18 protein-coding genes are annotated in these 21,784 nt (G+C 62.2%); 16 read left to right on the top strand and 2 right to left on the bottom strand.

The genetic code is table 11. The annotated features are described in order from the left end of the window. Positions 1-188: 188 nt before the first annotated feature. A complete protein-coding gene (locus tag PAN31108_RS25420) occupies positions 189-1,517 on the bottom strand; it encodes a C4-dicarboxylate transporter DctA (RefSeq protein WP_150671532.1) in 1,329 nt (442 codons plus the stop codon). 641 nt (positions 1,518-2,158) lie between these two features. Between PAN31108_RS25420 and PAN31108_RS25415 the strand changes: the two genes are divergently transcribed. The 6 genes from PAN31108_RS25415 (at position 2,159) to PAN31108_RS25390 (ending at position 9,696) form a co-directional block, all read left to right on the top strand. After that, positions 2,159-2,920 carry a FadR/GntR family transcriptional regulator gene (locus tag PAN31108_RS25415; RefSeq protein WP_150671531.1) on the top strand — a complete coding sequence of 254 codons (762 nt, stop codon included), beginning with the start codon at positions 2,159-2,161 and terminating at the stop codon, positions 2,918-2,920. 195 nt (positions 2,921-3,115) lie between these two features. Then, entirely contained in the window at positions 3,116-4,261 is a 1,146-nt protein-coding gene (carA, locus tag PAN31108_RS25410; protein ID WP_150671530.1) for a glutamine-hydrolyzing carbamoyl-phosphate synthase small subunit, read from the top strand. Positions 4,262-4,325: 64 nt separating this feature from the next. After that, a complete protein-coding gene (leuE, locus tag PAN31108_RS25405; RefSeq protein ID WP_150671529.1) occupies positions 4,326-4,994 on the top strand; it encodes a leucine efflux protein LeuE in 669 nt (222 codons plus the stop codon). Positions 4,995-5,012: 18 nt separating this feature from the next. Then, complete coding sequence (gene carB, locus PAN31108_RS25400; RefSeq protein ID WP_150671528.1) at positions 5,013-8,255, top strand: carbamoyl-phosphate synthase large subunit; 3,243 nt, start codon at positions 5,013-5,015, stop codon at positions 8,253-8,255. A 381-nt stretch (positions 8,256-8,636) separates the two neighbouring features. Further along, on the top strand, positions 8,637-9,113 hold the full coding sequence (greA, locus tag PAN31108_RS25395; RefSeq protein ID WP_150671527.1) for a transcription elongation factor GreA: 477 nt from the start codon (positions 8,637-8,639) through the stop codon (positions 9,111-9,113). Further along, a complete protein-coding gene (locus tag PAN31108_RS25390; protein WP_150671526.1) occupies positions 9,097-9,696 on the top strand; it encodes a DUF4149 domain-containing protein in 600 nt (199 codons plus the stop codon). The genes greA and PAN31108_RS25390 overlap by 17 nt, the downstream gene beginning before the upstream one ends. 106 nt (positions 9,697-9,802) lie before the next feature. On the opposite strand, the gene yhbY is transcribed toward PAN31108_RS25390, so the two are convergent. Next, positions 9,803-10,303 (bottom strand): ribosome assembly RNA-binding protein YhbY, encoded by a 501-nt coding sequence (gene yhbY, locus PAN31108_RS25385; protein ID WP_150671525.1) that lies wholly within the window; start codon positions 10,301-10,303, stop codon positions 9,803-9,805. 152 nt (positions 10,304-10,455) lie between these two features. On the opposite strand from yhbY, the gene PAN31108_RS25380 reads away from it, so the two are divergent. The 10 genes from PAN31108_RS25380 to phoB all read left to right on the top strand — a co-directional run bounded on the left by PAN31108_RS25380 (position 10,456) and on the right by phoB (position 21,701). Further along, complete coding sequence (locus tag PAN31108_RS25380) at positions 10,456-11,106, top strand: RlmE family RNA methyltransferase (RefSeq protein ID WP_150671524.1); 651 nt, start codon at positions 10,456-10,458, stop codon at positions 11,104-11,106. Between the two features lie 119 nt (positions 11,107-11,225). Beyond that, a complete protein-coding gene (ftsH, locus tag PAN31108_RS25375; RefSeq protein WP_044456396.1) occupies positions 11,226-13,100 on the top strand; it encodes an ATP-dependent zinc metalloprotease FtsH in 1,875 nt (624 codons plus the stop codon). A 463-nt stretch (positions 13,101-13,563) separates the two neighbouring features. Further along, positions 13,564-14,343, top strand: a complete 780-nt coding sequence (folP, locus tag PAN31108_RS25370; protein WP_246184147.1) for a dihydropteroate synthase — start codon at positions 13,564-13,566, stop codon at positions 14,341-14,343. 131 nt (positions 14,344-14,474) lie between these two features. Next, positions 14,475-15,818: a phosphoglucosamine mutase gene (glmM, locus tag PAN31108_RS25365; RefSeq protein ID WP_150671523.1), complete on the top strand. Its 1,344-nt coding sequence runs from the start codon at positions 14,475-14,477 to the stop codon at positions 15,816-15,818. Positions 15,819-16,291: 473 nt separating this feature from the next. Continuing rightward, complete coding sequence (gene pstS, locus PAN31108_RS25360) at positions 16,292-17,326, top strand: phosphate ABC transporter substrate-binding protein PstS (RefSeq protein ID WP_150671522.1); 1,035 nt, start codon at positions 16,292-16,294, stop codon at positions 17,324-17,326. 140 nt (positions 17,327-17,466) lie between these two features. Then, complete coding sequence (gene pstC / locus PAN31108_RS25355) at positions 17,467-18,441, top strand: phosphate ABC transporter permease PstC (protein ID WP_150671521.1); 975 nt, start codon at positions 17,467-17,469, stop codon at positions 18,439-18,441. A 2-nt stretch (positions 18,442-18,443) separates the two neighbouring features. Continuing rightward, entirely contained in the window at positions 18,444-19,340 is an 897-nt protein-coding gene (pstA, locus tag PAN31108_RS25350; RefSeq protein WP_150671534.1) for a phosphate ABC transporter permease PstA, read from the top strand. A gap of 69 nt (positions 19,341-19,409) precedes the next feature. Continuing rightward, positions 19,410-20,192 (top strand): phosphate ABC transporter ATP-binding protein PstB, encoded by a 783-nt coding sequence (gene pstB, locus PAN31108_RS25345; protein ID WP_039397158.1) that lies wholly within the window; start codon positions 19,410-19,412, stop codon positions 20,190-20,192. 21 nt (positions 20,193-20,213) lie between these two features. Further along, positions 20,214-20,921 (top strand): phosphate signaling complex protein PhoU, encoded by a 708-nt coding sequence (gene phoU / locus PAN31108_RS25340; protein WP_150671520.1) that lies wholly within the window; start codon positions 20,214-20,216, stop codon positions 20,919-20,921. Between the two features lie 78 nt (positions 20,922-20,999). Then, entirely contained in the window at positions 21,000-21,701 is a 702-nt protein-coding gene (gene phoB / locus PAN31108_RS25335; protein ID WP_010805263.1) for a phosphate regulon transcriptional regulator PhoB, read from the top strand. Positions 21,702-21,784: the final 83 nt, after the last annotated feature.

Below are 21,784 nucleotides of genomic sequence, written 5' to 3'. Positions count from 1 at the left end.
CCAGACGCGGGTCGGCCAGATTGACGTAACGGCGCACGAATTCCGGTGCGTTCGGGTCTTGCGGGGCGAGGGCCATGTTGCGATTGACTCCAGAGAAATGCGCCGACGTCTTCGTATGCGGCGTCGGCATGAAAGTGCATGTTTGCCACGGGGGCCCCGGCATGCGCCGCGATCCCCGCTCTTGCGATTCAGTGCGTGAGTGCCGCATTGGCAGGGGCCGCACCTTCGACGACGTCTTCGGACGACGCGACCGGCTCGTAGGGCAGGGTGCCGTCGAGCACCTTGTGCGCCCGCGCAAAGTCGACATCCTTTTCCCATGCCGCCACGACCAGCGTCGCCACACAGTTGCCGAGCAGGTTGGTGATGGCGCGCGCAATCCCCACGAACCAGTCGACGGGCAGGATCAGCACGAGGCCGATCACCGGGATCGCCGGAATGGCCGCCAGCGTCGCCGCCAGAATCACGATGGCCGACCCGGGAATGCCGTGCGCGCCCTTGGACGTGAGTAACGAGACGAGCACCACGAGGATCAGGTCGTGCGTCGACAACGGCGTATTGGTTGCCTGCGCAATGAAGATGACCGCCAGCGTCAGATAGATGGAGAAGCCATCGAGGTTGAACGAGTAGCCCGTGGGCACGACGAGGCCGACCGTCGACTTCTTGATGCCCATCCATTCCAGCTTGCGCATGACGGCAGGCAACACGGCGTCGGACGACGCCGTGCCCAACACGATCGACAACTCTTCGCGGAAATACCGGATGAACTTGAAGATGTTGAAGCCCGCCAGCCGCAACACGCCACCCAGCACGACCGTGACGAAGACGAAGCAGCTCGCATAGAACACGAGGACCAGCAAGCCCAGTTGCTTGAGCGACGACGCGCCGTATTTGCCCGTCGTGAACGCCACCGCTCCCAGCACGCCCAGCGGCGCCAGACGGATGATGAACGCCATCACGCGGAAGAAAACGTGGCTCAGGTCTTCAATAAAACGCGCCACCGGGCGGCCACGCTCGCCCAACGCCGCCAACGCGCATCCGAACATCACGGAGAACACGAGAATTTGCAGAATGTCGCCTTTGGCGAACGCGTCGGTGACGGTGTTGGGAATGATCTTCAGCAAGAAGCCGGCGGTATCTTTCAGGCCCTTTGCGTTCTCGGCATAGACGGCCATCGAGCTGGCATCGAGACTGCGCACATCGATATTCATGCCGGCGCCCGGGCGCGTGACCCACGCGAGCACCGCGCCGATGACCAGCGCGAAGGTGGTGATGATCTCGAAGTACAGAATGGCCTTCACACCGACGCGGCCCACCTTGCGCAGATCGCCCGCGCTTGCCATGCCGCTCACGACGACGCAGAAGACGATCGGGCCGATCACCATCTTGATGAGCTTGAGAAAGCCGTCGCCCAGCGGACGCAACGATTCTCCGAACTGCGGGAACCAAATACCAAGGGCGACACCTACGATCAACGCAATGACGACTCGGCCAAACAACGAACGAAACAGCTTGGGCATGGTTTATCTCCTCTGCCTGCGCAAATCACTCTCTCGGATTTCGCGATCTCTATATCGAATGGACTGCTCTCGGGGGCTGGTTCTGTACGGCGTTAAAACGTTACGGCGCTACGGCATTACCGCATTACCGCATTGCCGCGTTCCGACGTCATGGGGAAATGACTGACAAGGCAACGTGGGCGGTTGTCGGCATCGGTGTTCGTCACGGGATGTGGACAAGTCATACCGGTCTGACCAGTGATGTTATGGGGCATATTAGAAAGCCAATATAGTGCGGTCAAGATGTGTTTTTTTGAGGGGAATCCCTAGGGCGATTCGACCTGTTGACGATGCGCGAAGTGGCGTTCGTCGCCTCCGGCGATCCGCGCGCAAGGCCTTGCTTTACGGCAGGGATCCGATGACATCCGGGAGCGCTTCACACCGAGGTGTGGGGCGAGCAAGCCTCTGACGCGCTGTGCCGGGCGCCATTTTGGCTTTCGTCGCGGCGCATCCGAATCCTCGCGCCGATCGTGGATCGTGTGAAGGCGGCATGATGCCCCGTCCCGCAAGGCTCTCCCGGCGGATGACGGCGCCGCCGCATGGGGCGGAATTTGGCGTCGTACAATGCGCCATACGCATACCCGCATTCCCTGTGAGGCCCCATGAAGCACTCGGCGCATGCCGTAACCGACGCCGCCGTCGCCACGATTCGCGAGCGCATCGAACGCCAGGTCTATCCGGCCGGCGCGATGTTGCCCTCGCAACGTCAACTCGCCGAAGAACTGGCCATCAGCCGCGCCTCGCTGCGTGAAGCTTTATCGACGCTCGAGGCGCTCGGCATGGTGGCCATCCGTCCGGGCAAGGGCGTCTACGTGAACGACGCCTCCGTCCGCCTTGGCGTTGCCTGGCGCTTCGCCGACCGGATCTCGCTCGCCGACACCTATCAGTTGCGCTACGCCCTCGAAGGCTTCGCCACCCGGCTCGCCGCGCTCGCGGCCAGCACCGCGGAGATCGACTGGCTCACGGATAACGTGGAATCGATGAAGGCCGCGCTGGTCGAGGGCGATGTCGATACCGCTGCCCAACTGGATTTCGGTTTCCACCTGCGTATCGTCGGCCTCGCCGGCAATGCGGCCATTGCCGACATTCTGCGCGGCAGCACGGAAATTGTGATGGAGAGCCAGCGCCTGCCGTTCTATCAACGTGAACTGGTGCTGTCCACCTATCATGAGCATCTGGAAATTCTCGACGCGCTGCGCCGCCGCGACGGTGCGGCGGCCGGGGCCGCGATGGAGCGCCACATCGTGCTGGCGGCCCAGCGGGCGGGCATTCACTTCCCTATCCCCTCTGCGTATCCGTCTGCCGGCGGTCTGCCCCTCAAGGGGGACGCAGAGCGTACTGGTACTTCGCACGTTCAGCTTTGAGATGAACCGGAAATGCGCTATACTTTGAAGGTTTTAGTCATTTAACCCTCACCCTAGCGCCTACCCGCCCGACATCTCGTCCGCCGCCCGTGCATCCGCTGTGCGCATATTCCGCGCAATTCCGGTGCCCGCGCTGATGTCATCGCTAGCGGACGATGAGGCTGGCAGCAGGGGTGAACCCTTCAGGAGTTTCCCGTGCTGCCGTCATTTCCACCCGCCATTCTCGCGCTCGCTGACGGCACGGTCTTTCGTGGGTACGCCATCGGCGCTGCCGGTCACACCATCGGTGAAGTGGTCTTCAATACGGCCATTACCGGCTATCAGGAAATCCTCACCGACCCCAGCTATGCGCGCCAGATCGTCACGCTGACGTATCCGCACATCGGCAACACGGGCGTCAACGGTGAAGACGTCGAAGCCACGAAAGTCCATGCCGCCGGCCTGATCATCAAGGATCTGCCGATCCTCGACTCGAATTTCCGCGCCGACAAGACGCTGTCGCAATACCTCAAGGACGAAGGCGTCGTCGCCATCGCCGGCATCGACACGCGCCGGCTGACCCGAATCCTGCGTGACAAGGGCGCCCAGAACGGTTGCATCCTCGCCGGTGAAGAGGCCGACGAGGCCAAGGCCGTCGCGCTGGCCCAATCGTTCCCCGGCCTCGCCGGCATGGACCTCGCCAAGGTGGTCTCGACCACGGAAACCTATGCGTGGACGCAAACGGAATGGCGTCTGGGCGAAGGTTACGGCGAACAGAAGGATCCGAAGTTTCACGTGGTCGCGCTGGATTTCGGCGTCAAGCGCAACATTCTGCGCATGCTTGCCGAGCGCGGCTGCAAGGTCACGGTGCTGCCGGCTCAGAGTTCGGCCGACGACGTGTTCGCCCTGAACCCGGACGGCGTGTTCCTCTCGAACGGCCCCGGCGACCCGGAACCCTGCGATTACGCGATCGCGGCAACGAAGACCTTCCTCGAGCGCCGCATTCCGACGTTCGGCATCTGCCTCGGTCACCAGATCATGGGGCTGGCCGTCGGCGCGAAGACGCTCAAGATGAAGACCGGCCACCATGGCGCCAACCATCCGGTAAAGGATCTTGCGACGGGACGCGTCGTCATCACGTCGCAGAACCACGGGTTCGCCGTGGACGCGAACAGCCTGCCGCAGAATGCGCGCGTCTCGCACGTCTCGCTGTTCGACGGCACGCTGCAAGGCTTCGAACTGACGGACCGCCCGGCGTTCTGCTTCCAGGGGCACCCGGAAGCGTCGCCCGGCCCGCACGACATCGGCTATCTGTTCGACCGCTTCGTGCAGTCGATGGCCGACGCGAAGCAGCCCGCGTAAGTCGATAAGCCGTCGTACGACGAGATCAGGAATCGGGAAAGTACAGGAAAGGGAAACGCGCAACATGCTCGGAAACTCGATCGGCATCCTCAACCTCTGGACGTATCTGGCCGGGGTCGTGGTGGTCATTCTGCTGCCGGGGCCGAACTCGCTGTATGTGCTGGCAGTCGCCGCACAGCGCGGGGTTCGCCAGGGGTACGCGGGCGCATGCGGCGTGTTCCTTGGCGACACCATTCTCATGACGCTGTCGGCGGCCGGTGTGGCGTCGTTGCTGCACGCACAGCCGGCGTTGTTCTTCGTGGTGAAGTACCTCGGCGCGGCCTATCTTTGCTGGATGGGCCTGAACATGCTGCGCGGGGCGATCGCCAATGCGCGTGGGGCGCGCGCCAATCCGGAGGCGGCCGCGTCCGCGCCGAAGCCGGTCGACGCGGATCACCCGTTCAAGCGCGCGCTGTTCATCAGCTTGTTGAATCCGAAAGCGATCCTGTTCTGCGTGTCGTTTTTCATCCAGTTCGTCGATCCGGGCTACGCCTATCCCGCCGTGTCTTTCGCGGTGCTGGGCGTGATCGTGCAGACGTGCAGTTTCCTGTATCTGAGCACGCTGATCCTGGCCGGTTACCGCCTGGCCGAGCACTTCCGGCAACGTCGCCGGTTGAGCGCCGGGGCAACCGGCGGCGTGGGCGCGTTGTTCGTCGGCTTCGGTGTGAAGCTCGCGACCGCGACGCTGAGTTAAATTTTTGTTGAGAACGTTATGCCAAAGCGCACAGACATCAAGAGCATCCTCATCATCGGCGCCGGCCCGATCATCATCGGTCAGGCATGCGAGTTCGACTATTCCGGCGCACAGGCCTGCAAGGCACTGCGCGAGGAAGGCTACAAGGTCATCCTGATCAACAGCAACCCTGCCACGATCATGACCGACCCGGATACGGCCGATGTGACCTACATCGAGCCGATTACCTGGGAAGTCGTCGAGCGCATCATCGCCAAGGAGCGCCCGGATGCGATTCTCCCGACCATGGGCGGTCAGACCGCGCTGAACTGCGCGCTCGACCTGCATCGTCACGGCGTGCTCGACAAGTACAAGGTCGAGCTGATCGGCGCGTCGCCGGAAGCCATCGACAAGGCCGAGGACCGTCAGAAGTTCAAGGACGCGATGACCAAGATCGGTCTCGGTTCGGCCAAGTCGGGCATCGCCCACTCGATGGAAGAAGCGCTGGCCGTGCAGGCCCAGATCGTCGCCGAGATCGGCGGCAGCGGTTATCCGATGGTGATCCGTCCGTCGTTCACGCTGGGCGGCTCGGGCGGCGGTATCGCCTACAACCGTGAGGAATTCGAAGAAATCTGCAAGCGCGGTCTCGACCTCTCGCCCACGCGCGAACTGCTGATCGAAGAGTCGCTGCTCGGCTGGAAGGAATTCGAGATGGAAGTCGTGCGTGACCGCGCCGACAACTGCATCATCGTCTGCTCGATCGAAAACCTCGACCCGATGGGGGTGCACACGGGCGACTCGATCACCGTTGCGCCGGCACAGACGCTCACGGATAAGGAATACCAACTGCTGCGTAACGCATCGCTCGCCGTGTTGCGCGAGATCGGCGTGGAAACCGGCGGCTCGAACGTGCAGTTCTCGATCAACCCGAAGGACGGCCGCATGGTCGTCATCGAAATGAACCCGCGTGTGTCGCGTTCGTCGGCGCTGGCCTCGAAGGCGACCGGCTTTCCGATCGCCAAGGTCGCGGCGAAACTGGCCGTGGGCTATACGCTCGACGAGCTGCGCAACGAAATCACCGGTGGCGCCACGCCGGCGTCGTTCGAGCCGACCATCGACTATGTCGTGACCAAGGTGCCGCGTTTCGCGTTCGAGAAGTTCCGCGAAGCCGACGCCCGCCTGACCACGCAGATGAAGTCGGTCGGTGAAGTGATGGCCATGGGCCGCACGTTCCAGGAGTCGTTCCAGAAGGCCATGCGCGGTCTCGAAGTCGGTGTGGACGGTCTGGACGAAAAGTCGACCGACCGCGATGAGATCGTGGCCGAAATCGGCGAACCGGGCCCGGACCGTATCTGGTACGTGGGCGACGCCTTCCGTCTGGGCATGAGCCTCGAAGAGGTGTACGCCGAGACCGCCATCGACCCGTGGTTCCTCGCGCAACTCGAAGCGATCGTCAAGAAGGAAAAGGCGCTGGCCGGTCGCACGCTGGAAAGCCTGACGACCGAAGAACTCCGCTTCCTGAAGCAAAGCGGCTTCTCGGACCGTCGTCTGGCCAAGCTGCTCGGCACCGATCAGACCGCCGTGCGCAAAGCGCGTATTGCGCAGAAGGTGCGTCCGGTCTACAAGCGTGTGGATACCTGCGCTGCCGAGTTCTCGACGAACACCGCCTACATGTACTCGACCTACGAGGAAGAGTGCGAAGCCCAGCCGACCGACAAGAAGAAGATCATGGTGCTCGGCGGTGGCCCGAACCGTATCGGTCAGGGGATCGAGTTCGACTACTGCTGCGTGCACGCGGCCCTGGCGCTGCGTGAAGACGGGTACGAGACCATCATGGTCAACTGCAACCCGGAGACCGTCTCGACGGACTACGACACGTCGGATCGTCTGTACTTCGAGCCGGTGACGCTCGAAGACGTGCTCGAAATCGTCGACCTCGAAAAGCCGGTCGGCGTGATCGTGCAGTATGGCGGTCAGACGCCGCTCAAGCTCGCTCTCGACCTCGAGGCGAACGGCGTGCCCATCATCGGCACGAGCCCGGACATGATCGACGCGGCAGAAGACCGCGAGCGTTTCCAGAAGCTGTTGCAGGACCTGGGCCTGCGCCAGCCGCCCAACCGTACGGCCCGTGCCGAAGACGAAGCGCTGAAGCTGGCGGCCGAAATCGGTTATCCGCTGGTGGTGCGTCCGTCGTACGTGCTGGGTGGCCGTGCGATGGAAATCGTCCATGAGCCGCGTGATCTCGAGCGCTACATGCGCGAAGCCGTCAAGGTGAGCAACGACAGCCCGGTGCTGCTCGACCGCTTCCTCGACGATGCCATCGAGTGCGACGTCGACTGTATTTCCGACGGCAAGGACGTCTACATTGGCGGCGTGATGGAGCACATCGAGCAGGCGGGCGTGCACTCGGGCGATTCGGCATGCTCGCTGCCGCCGTACTCGCTGTCGGCCGGGACGATTGCCGAACTCAAGCGTCAGACCGCCGAGATGGCCAAGGCGCTGAACGTGGTCGGCCTGATGAACGTGCAGTTCGCGATTCAGCAGGGCAACGGCGTCGACACGATCTATGTGCTCGAAGTGAACCCGCGTGCCTCGCGCACGGTGCCGTACGTCTCGAAGGCCACGGGTCGCCAGCTCGCCAAGATCGCCGCACGTGCGATGGCGGGCCAGTCACTCATGTCGCAAGGCGTCGACGGTGAAGTCGTGCCGCCGTACTACAGCGTCAAGGAAGCCGTGTTCCCGTTCGTGAAGTTCCCGGGCGTCGACCCGGTGCTCGGACCGGAAATGCGCTCGACAGGCGAAGTGATGGGCGTGGGCCGTACGTTCGGCGAAGCGCTTTTCAAGTCGCAACTGGCCGCGGGGTCGCGTCTGCCTGCCTCGGGTACGGTGCTGCTTACGGTCAAGGATGCCGACAAGCCGCGCGCCGTCGAAGTGGCGCGCATGCTTCACGCGCTGGGCTACCCGATCGTTGCGACGCGTGGCACGGCGGCCGCAATCGACGCCGCCGGTATCCCGGTGCGCGTGGTCAACAAGGTCAAGGACGGCCGTCCGCATATCGTTGACATGATCAAGAACGGCGAAATCGCGCTGGTGTTCACTACGGTGGACGAAACCCGGACGGCGATTGCCGATTCGCGCTCGATTCGGATGTCGGCCCAGGCGCACAAGGTCACGTATTACACGACGATCTCGGGCGCCCGTGCCGCCGTGGAAGGCCTGAAGTACCTGCAAAATCTCGAGGTCTACGACCTCCAGGGATTGCATGCGCAACTGCCGGCGTAAGCCGATGGTCGCGTGAGGCATTAGCCCGGAGCGGTCGGGGGTTGCGGCCGCGCCGGGTGAAGACGCAAAATCATGGCGCGCCCGCCGGGGAACCGATCCTCGACGGGGGCGCCAAATGCTTTCAAGCGCTTTCAATGTGCTTTCAATGTGCTTTCAATGCGCTTTCAGTTTGCTCCGGTTGGCTTCCAGCAGGCTTTGCATACGCTTGAAACGTGCGTCGTCTGTGGCATAGCGCCGCGTCACTCGTCCTCGGGTTGGCAGCAACGGCAACTCTGCTACACTAATGCAACATAGGTGTCACAGCCGCGGTCGAGCGGCGTTCGCGAAAAATGCGAATGCGGCTTAGCTGCGGCAATTTTTTTGTCTTTCGGAACAACGCGCATGAGTACCATTCCTCTGACCAAGCGGGGCGCTGAACTGCTCAAGGAAGAGCTGCACCGCCTGAAGACCGTCGAACGTCCGAACGTGATCACTGCGATTGCTGAAGCCCGTGCGCAGGGCGATCTGTCGGAAAATGCGGAATACGACGCCGCAAAAGAAAAGCAGGGCTTCATCGAAGGTCGCATCGCCGATCTCGAATCGAAGCTCTCGGCGGCGCAGATCATCGACCCGGCGGCGCTCGACGCCGAGGGCCGTGTGGTCTTTGCCGCGACCGTGGAACTCGAAGACCTCGAGAACGGCGGCACCGTGCAGTATCAGATCGTCGGCGATGATGAAGCCGATCTGGAGCACGGCAAGATTTCGGTGAGTTCGCCGATCGCCCGTGCGCTGATCGGTAAGTACGCAGGCGATGTGGCCGAAGTGCAGGCCCCGAGCGGCGTGCGCGAGTACGAGATCATCGATGTCCGCTACGTCTGACACGGCGTCTGTCGGCGGTGGCCCCCGACTGGAACGACTGTTCCGTCTGATCGCAACCGTCTGGTGCGGCAGCCAGTGGGCGATCGGTTACATCGTCGCCCCAACGCTGTTCGCCGTGCTGGAGTCGCGCATGGTGGCCGGCACCGTCGCCGGACGGTTGTTCCACACGCAAGCCTGGTTGAGTCTGGTTTGCGGTGTGCTGCTGGTCTGGCTCGCGACGGCCCTGATTTCGCGCACGGCCGAAGCCTCGGTCGCGCGTAGCTATCGCGTGCTGCGCTGGCTGGCGGTCGCGATGATGGTCTGTGTGCTGATCAGCTCGTTCGGCTTGCAGCCGTTCATGGCCTCGCTGCGGGCACAGGCGGAAGCCGCAGGCGTCGACATCGGTCAATCGGCTTATGCGGCGCGCTTCGGCATGCTTCACGGGATTTCGAGTGGGATCTATTTGCTGCAAAGCCTGCTCGGTATCGCGTTGATCTGGCGTCAGCCGGTGCGCGGCGAAATGCCGCAAAGTGTCGCGAATGTGGCGAGTGCCGCGAATACCACGGGTGGCGCGACGGCGGCAGGCAATCGGCCGACGCCGTGACGTCGTCCAATAAAAAACGCGCCCGACGATGTCCGGGCGCGTTTTCTTGAGGGCGGGGGGATCAGGTAGCACCCACCGCCGTCAGTGGCTCAGTCGTCAGGCTGAGTCAGTCGTTACGCTGGCGCTTGACGCTGGTCTGACGCTTCTTGGCGCGCTTGACGATGCCGCCAGCGGTCATGCGTTCATTTCCGGCAACCGTCACCTTTTTGACCGTCGGGCGACGTCCGGCGTTGGTGCTGGTCTTGACGACCGTCACGGTGCGCGGCGCGCGGCCTTTGACCGTGGTGCCGGTGCCGCCGGATTTGGCGCGAACCGTCGTCGGCTTCTCATCCGGCGTCGGGCGATAAAGGACGAGCAGCTTGCCGATGTGTTGCACCGGTGCCGCACCCAACTGATCGCAGATGGTTTCGTAAATGGCGATGCGCGTCTCGCGTTCGTCGCCGAACACTCGCACCTTGATGAGTTCGTGGGCCTTCAGGGCGCCGTCGATTTCCTTGAGCACCGCCGGCGTCAAGCCGTCGGCGCCGATCAGAACGACGGGATTCAGCGCGTGGGCGGCAGAGCGCAAGTCGGCGCGTTGCGCCGGGGTCAGGGTCAAAGCAGGCATAGAAGACAGACGAGACAAACGAGTGAGACAACCGAGTTAGGATGCGCCCGCCAACCCGGGCCGCAACGCGAAGAGCGAGTGCTGGCCGACTGAGGGATTTTGGGCGCGCAAGGGCGTATTATCCTGCAAATTCGCAGTGTTTTTGAAGAATTATGGCAAAAAACCGTTTCAACCATGCGTGGTTGCACGATCACATCAACGATCCTTACGTCAAAATGGCGCAGCGCGAGGGCTATCGGGCCCGTGCTGCCTATAAGCTCAAGGAGATCGACGAGCAGGATCGGCTGATCAAGCCCGGTCAGGTGATCGTCGACCTCGGATCGACGCCCGGTAGCTGGAGCCAGTACGCCCGTAACAAGCTGGCGGCGGGCAAGCGTGTCGAGGGCGGTATCGACGGCACCATCATTGCGCTGGACATTTTGCCGATGGAACCGATCGCAGACGTCCACTTCCTTCAGGGCGACTTTCGCGAGGACAGTGTGCTCGCGCAGCTCGAAGAAATTGTGGCCGGGCGCAAAGTCGACCTTGTAGTTTCCGATATGGCCCCCAACTTGTCCGGTGTGGCGTCGGCCGATGCCGCGCGGATCGAGCATTTGTGCGATCTGGCGCTGGATTTTGCACAGCGACACCTGAAACCGGAAGGCGCGTTACTGGTCAAATGTTTTCACGGCAGCGGCTATAGCCAGATTGTCGAAAAATTCAAACACCAGTTCAAAACCGTGGCGCCGCGCAAGCCGAAGGCGTCCCGAGACAAATCTTCCGAAACGTTCATTCTGGGTCGGGGTTTGAAAAAACCGGCTTGATGCCCGTCAAACCAGCGCACCGGCGCTATGGTGGCGGTAGAGAATCACTATAGCGGTGCGCCTGCGAGTGGATTAGAATGAATTCCTGGCGCGAAGCGATTTCATGAAGGAGCAACGCTTTGAACAATAATATGTTTTCCAAAGCGGCGGTGTGGTTAGTCATCGCGCTGGTCTTGTTTACTGTTTTTAAACAGTTCGACAAGCCGCACGTCCAGGAGGGCGTGACGTACTCCCAGTTCATGGACGATGCCAAGAACGGCAAGATCAAGAACGTGGTGGTGCAGGGGCGCAGCCTTCAGGTGACGCCCAGCGACGGCCAGAAATACACCATCGTGTCGCCCGGCGACATCTGGATGGTCGGCGACCTCATGAAGTACGGCGTTCAGGTCTCGGGTAAGGCCGACGACGAACCGAACGTGCTCATGTCCGCCCTCTATTACCTTGGACCCACGCTGCTGATCATCGGCTTCTGGTTCTACATGATGCGACAGATGCAGGGCGGGGGTAAGGGCGGTGCCTTCTCCTTCGGCAAATCCCGCGCGCGCCTCATCGACGAGAATGCCAATCCGGTCACCTTCGCCGACGTTGCCGGTTGCGACGAAGCGAAGTATGAAGTCGGCGAACTGGTCGATTTCCTGAAAGATCCTCAGAAGTTCCAGAAGCTGGGCGGCCGTATTCCGCGTGGCGTGCTGCTCGTCGGCCCGCCCGGAACCGGTAAGACCCTGCTCGCCCGTGCCATTGCCGGCGAAGCCAAGGTGCCGTTCTTCAGCATCTCGGGTTCGGACTTCGTGGAAATGTTCGTGGGGGTAGGTGCTGCCCGTGTCCGCGACATGTTCGAAAACGCGAAGAAGCAGTCGCCGTGTATCGTGTTCATCGACGAAATCGACGCGGTCGGTCGCCATCGTGGCGCCGGCATGGGCGGCGGTAACGACGAACGCGAGCAGACGCTGAACCAGATGCTCGTCGAGATGGACGGTTTCGAAGCCAATTCCGGCGTGATCGTGATTGCGGCGACCAACCGTTCGGACGTGCTGGACAAGGCGCTGCTGCGTCCGGGGCGTTTCGACCGTCAGGTCTACGTCGGTTTGCCGGATATCCGCGGCCGCGAACAGATTCTGAAGGTGCACCTGCGCAAAGTGCCGATCGCCAACGACGTCGACGCCTCGGTGATCGCGCGTGGCACGCCGGGGATGTCCGGCGCCGATCTGGCGAACCTGGTGAACGAAGCGGCATTGTTCGCGGCGCGCCGTAACAAGCGCATCGTCGAAATGCTCGATTTCGAAGACGCGAAGGACAAGATCTTCATGGGACCGGAGCGCAAGTCGGCTGTCATGCGCGACGAAGAGCGCCGTGCCACGGCTTACCATGAGTCGGGTCATGCGGTGGTGGCAATGTTGCTGCCGGGCGCCGATCCGGTGCACAAGGTGACGATCATTCCGCGTGGTTGGGCGCTGGGCCTGACAATGCAACTGCCGGAGCACGACAAGTATTCGGAATATCGCGATACGATGCTCACGCAGATCGCCATTCTGTTCGGTGGTCGTGCCGCAGAGGAAGTCTTCATCAACAAGATGTCGACGGGGGCTTCGAACGACTTCGAGCGCGCCACCAAGCTGGCTCGCGACATGGTGACCCGCTACGGCATGTCGGACGCGCTGGGCCCGATGGTCTACGTCGACACGGAGCAGGATTCGGTGTTCGGCCGTATGTCTGCCAAGTCGGTGTCGGAAGCCACGCAGCAGAAGGTCGATGCGGAAGTTCGCCGGATTCTGGACGAGCAATATGCGCTGGCCAAGAAACTGCTTGAAGACAATCGCTCGAAGGTCGAATCGATGACCGAAGCCCTGATGGAATGGGAAACGATCGACGGCGAGCAAATCGGCGACATCATGGAAGACCGTCCGCCGCGTCCGCCGAAGGGTGGCCCGACGAACGGCGGTGCTTCGGGCGGGAACCCGCCGCTCAAGCCCAGCAATACTCCGGCGACCGTTTGACGGAAGCCACGGCAGCCGTGAGGTTGTCACCCAGAAAGGCCGGCGTCCTGCCGGCCTTTTTGCATTCCGGAGAGGATCCGCAGGCAACGTCCTTGGGCGGAATATCTCAAGCGATGGCCGGAGCATCTTCACATCTTTCATGACCGTGAATTTCGGTGTTACCGAGTGTTTCCGTGATCGATGTGACAGTTGATTCCGGTAACATTACGGCCATAAAGGCGTCCGTCGTCCCGGGCGCACCTCGCCCGCGCCGACCTTGCTTGCCGGGCCGCTATCCAGGTCTTATTGAGCTACGAGCTTTCGAATGTCCACCGAGCAGTCGCAATCGCTTCCTCCATCCGTGCCGGGCCATGTGCCGGCAGACGATATCGTTTTGCCGGCCAGTGCCGCCGAGACCACGGAAACCCCCGATAGCTGGGCACTCGGCCCGCGTTTTTCGCTCGCCACTCGCCGGGTGCATGTGATGGGCATCCTGAATGTGACGCCCGACTCGTTTTCCGATGGCGGGAAGTACGTCGCGCGCGACGCTGCGCTGCGTCACGCCGAGCAGTTGATTGCCGATGGGGCTGACATTCTCGATATCGGGGGCGAGTCGACGCGTCCCGGGGCGGACGCCCTGCCGGAAGATGCCGAGCTGGCGCGTGTCGTGCCCATCGTGGAAGCGTTGCGCGATTGCGGTGTGCCGCTCTCTGTGGACACCTACAAGCCGGGCGTGATGCGCGCCGTGCTGGCGGCCGGCGCCGACATGATCAATGACATCTGGGGGTTTCAGCAGCCGGGGGCGATCGACGCCGTGCGAGACAGCGACGCCGCGCTGTGCATCATGCATATGCTGCATGATCCGAAGACGATGCAGCGCGCGCCGATTTATACGGACGTCGTGACCGAAGTCGCCGCCTTTCTCGACGGGCGCGTCGACGCCATGCTCGCCGCCGGGGTTGCGCCATCGCGCCTGTATCTGGATCCGGGATTCGGTTTTGGCAAGAATCTCGCCCATAATCTCGCCTTGCTCAAACATCTTCGGGTGCTGTCGCGCGACGGGTTGCCGCTGCTCGTGGGGATGTCGCGAAAGCGCATGCTCGGGGAAATCACGGGACGCGAGACGCCGCAGGAGCGCCGTGCCGCCAGCGTGGCGGCGGCGATGTGTGCCGCCGAGCGCGGTGCGGCCATCGTGCGGGTGCACGACGTTGCCGAAACGGTCGATGCGCTGAAGGTCTGGCAGGCCGTGCGCGACGCGGAATAAGGCGGCCAGAAACGGCACGAAGATCGCCGAAGATCGAACGAAAAACACCAAGCAACGCTAAACAACGCATAAAAGACGCGCGCGGGCGGACCCTCCACCGACGCGACGCATCCACTGGGAACGATGCAACGATGAAACGACGCTATTTTGGGACCGACGGGATTCGCGGTACGGTGGGCGAGAGCCCTATCACGCCGGAATTCGTGCTGCGACTGGGCTATGCGGCCGGACGGGTGCTGGCCGGCAATCAGACGACGGGGCGCCCCACGGTATTGATCGGCAAAGACACGCGTGTCTCGGGCTATATGCTCGAAGCCGCGCTGGAAGCGGGCTTTGCGGCAGCGGGCGTCGACACGATGCTGGCCGGTCCGATGCCGACACCGGCGGTCGCTTATCTGACTCGGGCGTTGCGTCTGGCGGCGGGTGTGGTGATCAGCGCGTCGCACAATCCTTATCACGACAACGGTATCAAATTCTTCTCGGCAGACGGCAATAAACTGCCGGACCAGACGGAACTGGCCATCGAGGCCGAGTTGGAAAATCCGATGACCTGCGTGCGCTCCGAGCAACTCGGCAAGGCCCGCCGTCTGGACGATGCCGCCGGACGTTACATCGAGTTCTGCAAGAGCACGTTCCCGAACGACTTCGATCTGCGCGGCATGAAAATCGTGGTCGACTGCGCCAACGGTGCGGCGTATCACATCGCCCCGCACGTGTTCCATGAACTCGGCGCAGAAGTCATCGCCATCGGCAATCAGCCGAACGGCTTCAACATCAACGAAGACTGCGGTGCAACCGCACCGGACGCGCTCATGCGCGCGGTGCGCGCCAACCACGCGGACCTTGGCGTGGCGCTCGACGGCGATGCCGACCGACTCCAGATCGTTGACGGCACCGGCCGCCTCTTCAACGGCGACGAACTGCTTTATTTGCTGGTCAGGGATCGTCTCGACAATGGCGGAGTATCGGGGGCCGTGGGCACGCTGATGACCAACATGGCGATCGAAGTGGCGCTCAAGGGCCTGGGCGTGCCGTTCGTACGCGCCAAGGTCGGCGACCGCTACGTACTGGAGCAACTGTACAAGCACGGCTGGCAGGTCGGCGCCGAAGGCTCCGGCCATATCCTTTGCCTGGACAAGCACACCACCGGCGACGGCATCATCTCGGCGCTTCAGGTGCTCGCCGCCATTCGTCGTGCCGACAACAAGCCGCTCGCCAAGTTGCTCGAAGGCGTGCGCCTGTTCCCGCAGCATATGATCAATGTGCGTACGCCTGCCGGTTATGACTGGCAGGCCGATAAGCGTCTGGCGGCCGAGCGCGAGGCGGTGGAAGCCAAACTTGGCGACTCGGGGCGTGTGCTCATTCGTGCCTCGGGCACCGAGCCCGTGCTGCGCGTGATGGTGGAGGCGCGGGACGAATCGCAGGCGTCCGGCTTCGCTCAGCAACTGGCGAACATCGTCAAAGCGGCGGCGTGATCGCGCCGGAACGTGTGCTCAGCGCGCGATAGCAGCGGGTCGCGCCGATCGTTGTCCCCGCCGGCGACGTCTGTTCTGACGTCGCCAACCCCGCTTGCGCAGACGTCCGTCTGCGACTCTCCCATGATGGTAATCAAGGCCGCGAAAGATTCGTATTTGTGACAACGACCTGAGCTTCGTCGGCAGATTTCCGACACCGTTCCGTCACTGTCACGACATCGACACAGGCCGAAATTGAGGATTTCCGACGTCCCGAAACTTTTTGGAACGCTCTTAAACCCTCTGAAACCCTCGCCAAATAGGGATCTTCATCGAAACGCCATGTGCCAGGGCACTCGCATGCAATATGACGGTTCCGAGGCGACTTCGTGACATTCCAGTGGTGGGCTTTCGAAAATGACATATTACTGTCACATTCGGAATCTATTCTTCGAGCCATCCACACGCTGTACCACACCAACTCGGAGAGATCCATGAAGCTGATGAAGACTGCGATTGCCGGCCTGGCTGGCGTTCTGTTCGCCGCTGGCGCAATTGCGGGCGAGATTACGGGCGCTGGCAGCACGTTCGCCGCACCGATCTACACCAAGTGGGCTGACGCCTATCAGAAGTCGACCCAGAACAAGGTCAACTACCAGGGCATCGGCTCGTCGGGCGGCATCAAGCAGATTCAGGCCAAGACCGTCGACTTCGCCGGCTCGGACGCTCCGCTGACCGATGAAGAGCTTGCCAAGCAAGGCCTGTTCCAGTTCCCGACGGTGGTTGGCGGCATCGTGCCGGTCGTGAACGTGCCGGGCGTGAAGCCGGGCGAACTCGTTCTGTCGGGTGAAGTGCTGGGCGACATCTATCTGGGCAAGATCAAGAAGTGGAACGATCCGGTCATCGCCAAGCTGAACCCGAAGGTCAAGCTGCCGGACACGGACATCGCCGTGGTTCGCCGCGCCGACGGTTCGGGCACCAGCTTCGTCTTCACGAACTACCTGTCGAAGGTCAACGCCGAGTGGAAGAGCAAGGTCGGCGAAGGCACCACGGTCAACTGGCCGACGGGTACGGGCGGCAAGGGTAACGACGGCGTCGCCGCCTTCGTGCAACGTCTGCCGGGCGCCATCGGTTATGTGGAATCGGCCTACGCCAAGCAGAATAAGCTGACGTACACGGCCCTGACGAACGCCGACGGCAAGACGGTCGAGCCGACCGCCGAGACGTTCGCCGCTGCGGCCGGCAAGGCCGAATGGTCGAAGACGTTCTACCAGATCCTGACGAACGAGAAGGGCGACAAGTCGTGGCCGATCGTGGCCGCCACGTTCGTGCTCGTGCACCAGAAGGCTGACGCCGGCAAGGAAGCGCAAAGCGCCGACGTGCTCAAGTTCTTCGACTGGTCGTTCAAGAACGGCGTGAACACCGCCAAGGAACTGGACTACATCCCGCTGCCGGAAGACGTGCTGAAGCAGATCCGTGCCGGCTGGAAGGCGAAGGTTAGCGAGTCGGCCGCCAAGGCTGGCGTCTAAAGCGACTTGCAATGAGCGGCCTGACAATGCGACGCCGCGTTGTCAGGCGCTTGGATACCGGCACCACCCGCGCCGCCTGTTCCGAAGCCCGAATCACGATCTGGCAACGGCTGGCGGCGCGCTCACGCTGAGACGACATCATGGCAGAAGCCACCAGCCCCCTCGCATCACCGGGCGCGCAGCGCGCTCCGTCTTCCGTTGGCGACGTTCTCTTCGCGCTGCTCGCTCGCGCCGCCGCCCTCATTACGCTGCTCCTGCTCGGTGGCATCATCGTGTCGCTGATCATCAGCGCGCTGCCGTCGATCGAGAAGTTTGGCTTCGCCTTCCTGTGGACGAAGGACTGGGATCCTCCTGCAGAACAATTCGGCGCGCTCGTGCCCATCTACGGCACGATCATCACGTCGGTCATCGCCCTGATCATCGCTGTGCCGGTGAGCTTCGGCATCGCCCTGTTTTTGACAGAACTCTCGCCCGTGTGGCTGCGCCGTCCGCTCGGCACCGCCATCGAGCTGCTTGCCGCCATTCCGAGCATCGTCTACGGGATGTGGGGCCTGCTGGTCTTCGCCCCGATCTTCAGTCAGTACTTCCAGAAGCCGCTGGGTGCGCTGCTCGGCAACGTGCCGGTTATCGGCGCGCTGTTCCAGGGCCCGCCCCTCGGTATCGGTATCCTGCCCGCCGGCGTGATCCTCGCGATCATGATCATTCCGTACATCGCTTCGGTCATGCGCGACGTGTTCGAAGTCACGCCCGTGCTGCTCAAAGAGTCGGCTTACGGCATTGGCTGCACGACCTGGGAAGTGATGTGGCGCGTGGTGCTGCCCTTCACGAAGACGGGCGTCATCGGCGGCATCATGCTGGGTCTCGGCCGTGCGCTGGGCGAGACGATGGCCGTCACGTTCGTGATCGGTAACACGAACCTGCTCGACAACATCTCGCTGTATTCGCCGGGCAACAGCATTACCTCGGCACTCGCGAACGAATTCGCCGAAGCCGGTCCGGGCCTGCATACGTCCGCTCTGATGGAACTCGGCCTGATCCTGTTCTTCATCACCTTTGTGGTGCTGGCGCTGTCCAAGCTCATGCTGCTGCGCCTCGAGAAAAACGAAGGTAAATAATGATGACCCAACAAGCGCTCGAATTGGAAACGCCTGCCGTGAAGCCCACCGACGCCTTTACCCGCGTGCGTTTGCAGGCCTATCGCCGTCGCAAGAACATGTTCGCGATCGCCATGTCGCTCGCGGCCATGGCCTTCGGCCTGATCTGGCTGCTGTGGATTCTCTACACCACGCTCTCGCTGGGTATCGGTGGCCTGTCGCTGTCGCTGTTCACCGAAATGACCCCGCCGCCGAACACCGCCGGCGGCGGTCTGGCCAACGCCATCGCCGGTAGTCTGGTGATGGTCGGTGTGGCCACGCTTGTCGGCACGCCGCTGGGCATTCTGGCCGGTGTGTATCTGGCGGAGTACGGCCAGCGCTCGTGGCTCGCGAGCATCACGCGATTCATCAACGACATTCTGCTCTCGGCGCCGTCGATCGTGATCGGCCTGTTCGTGTACGCGCTGGTCGTGGCGCAGATGGGGCATTTCTCGGCATGGGCCGGTATCGTCTCGCTCGCGCTGTTGCAGATCCCCATCGTGATTCGCACGACGGAGAATATGCTCAAGCTGGTGCCGAACAACCTGCGTGAAGCGGCTTTCGCGCTGGGCACGCCGAAGTGGCGAATCATCGTGAAGATCACGTTGAAGGCGTCCATCGCAGGCATCGTGACGGGGGTGTTGCTGGCCGTGGCGCGTATCGCGGGCGAGACGGCGCCGCTGCTGTTCACGGCGCTCTCCAATCAGTTCTGGTCGCTGAACCTGAACCAGCCGATGGCCAACCTGCCGGTCACCATCTTCAAATTTGCCATGAGCCCGTTTGCCGAATGGCAGTCGCTTGCCTGGGCAGGCGTATTCATCATCACCCTCGGGGTGCTGTTCCTGAACATTCTGGCGCGCACGCTGTTTGCCAAGAAGTAACGGCAACGACACACGGCACCGCGCGACATGACGCGACGTTAAACGCATACCTGACGGTTGAGACCGACCATGACGAACCCGACGCAAGAAATCAAGCTGCCCTCGAAGATCGAAGTCAAGAACCTGAACTTCTTCTACGACAAGTATCACGCGCTCAAGAACATCAACCTGCGTATTCCCGACCGCAAGGTGACGGCCTTCATCGGCCCGTCGGGTTGCGGCAAGTCGACGCTGCTGCGCACGTTCAACAAGATGTACGCCCTGTATCCGGAGCAACGCGCCGAGGGCGAGATCAACATGGACGGCGAGAACCTGCTCACCGCCAAGCAAGATATCGCGCTGCTGCGCGCGAAGGTCGGCATGGTGTTCCAGAAGCCCACGCCGTTCCCGATGTCGATCTACGACAACATTGCCTTCGGCGTGCGTCTGTTCGAAAAGCTCTCGCGCTCGGAGATGGACGACCGCGTGGAGTGGGCCTTGACCAAGGCGGCGCTGTGGAGCGAAGTCAAGGACAAGCTGCAACAGTCGGGGTATGGCCTGTCGGGCGGTCAGCAACAGCGCCTGTGCATCGCGCGCGGTATCGCGATTCGTCCGGAAGTGCTGCTGCTCGACGAGCCGTGCTCGGCGCTCGACCCGATTTCCACCGGGCGCATCGAAGAGCTGATCGCCGAACTCAAGGACGATTACACGGTGGTGATCGTGACCCACAACATGCAGCAGGCCGCCCGTTGCTCGGACTTCACGGCCTATATGTATCTGGGCGAGCTGATCGAATTCGGCGAGACCGAGAAGATCTTCATCAAGCCGGACCGCAAAGAGACCGAAGACTACATCACCGGCCGTTTCGGTTGATGCCACGAGGAAACCCGCGACATGAACGATAAACATCTTTCCAGCCAGTTCGATACCGACCTGAATCAGGTTTGCTCGCGCGTCCTCGAAATGGGCGGCGTCGTCGAGTCCCAGATCGTTACGGCGATGCAGGGCCTGAACACGTTCGACCGTGCGCTGGTCGACGAAGTGATCGCCAACGAGCATCGTCTGAACACGATGGAAGTCGAGATCGACGAGGAGTGCAGCAAGATCATCGCCCGCCGTCAGCCGACCGCGCGAGACCTGCGTCTGCTGCTCTCGATTTCGAAGACCATCACGAACCTCGAGCGCGCCGGCGACGAGGCCGAGAAGATCGCCAAGCGCACGCGTCATCTGCTGGAAGACGGCGCGGCGCAGAGCGTGAATTTCGCCGAAATCAAGCTCTCCGGCGACATGGCGGCGCAATTGCTGCGTCGCACGCTCGACGCGTTTGCGCGGCTGGACGTCGTTGCTGCCGCCGAAATCGTGCGCGACGACAAGGCCATCGACAATGAATTCCGCGGCTTCGTGCGAAAATTGGTGACGTACATGATGGAAGACCCGCGGACCATCTCCGCAGGCCTCGATTTCCTGTTCATTGCCAAGGCGATCGAGCGTATCGGCGACCACGCGAAGAACATTGCCGAGTTCATCATCTACATTGTCAAAGGCACCGACGTCCGGCACATTTCGCGCGAAGACTTGCAGCGCAAGGTGCAGGGCGAATAATCCGAATAAGCTGGATAAGCCCAATAAGACAAATCCGGCGAAAGCGCCTGACATTACCAAAGGTTTGAGAGGGAACCGATGCCTAGCAGCATTCTGATCGTGGAAGACGAGCCGGCGATTTCCGAGCTGATCTCCGTTAATCTGCAACACGCGGGTCACTATCCGATCCGGGCGTACAACGCGGAGCAGGCGCTCACGTTGATCAGCGACGTCCTGCCGGATCTCGTTCTGCTCGACTGGATGCTGCCGGGCAAGTCGGGCGTGACCTTCGCGCGTGAGTTGCGTGCGAACGAGCGCACCAAGCACGTGCCCATCATCATGCTCACCGCGCGTAGCGAGGAGCAGGACAAGGTGATGGGCCTCGAGATCGGTGCGGACGATTACGTCACCAAGCCGTTCTCGCCGAAAGAGCTCATGGCGCGTATCAAGGCGGTGCTGCGCCGCCGAGCGCCCCAGTTGACCGAAGATGTGGTGAGCGTCAACGGGCTGAAGCTGGATCCGGCCACGCATCGCGTGACGAGCCATCAGTCGAGCGGCGATATCAAGCTGGATCTGGGGCCGACGGAATTCCGCCTGCTGCACTTCTTCATGACCCATCCGGAGCGTGTGCACAGCCGCTCGCAGTTGCTCGATCAGGTGTGGGGCGATCATGTGTTCGTCGAAGAGCGCACGGTGGACGTGCATATCAAGCGACTTCGCGCGGCGCTCAAACCGGCAGGGCACGATGCTATGATCGAGACCGTACGCGGCAGCGGCTATCGTCTGACGAAGTCGGTCTGACGAGGCCGATCCGGCGCGCCCGGCGCTTCCGGTATTGCCGGTCGACGTCTGCTGCGCCCCTGCCGCTTTCGCCCGCCGGGTGA

This window comes from Pandoraea anhela (assembly GCF_902459655.1).
Classification (GTDB): Bacteria; Pseudomonadota; Gammaproteobacteria; order Burkholderiales; family Burkholderiaceae; genus Pandoraea; species Pandoraea anhela.
This window is presented reverse-complemented; position numbering and strand designations above follow the sequence as displayed.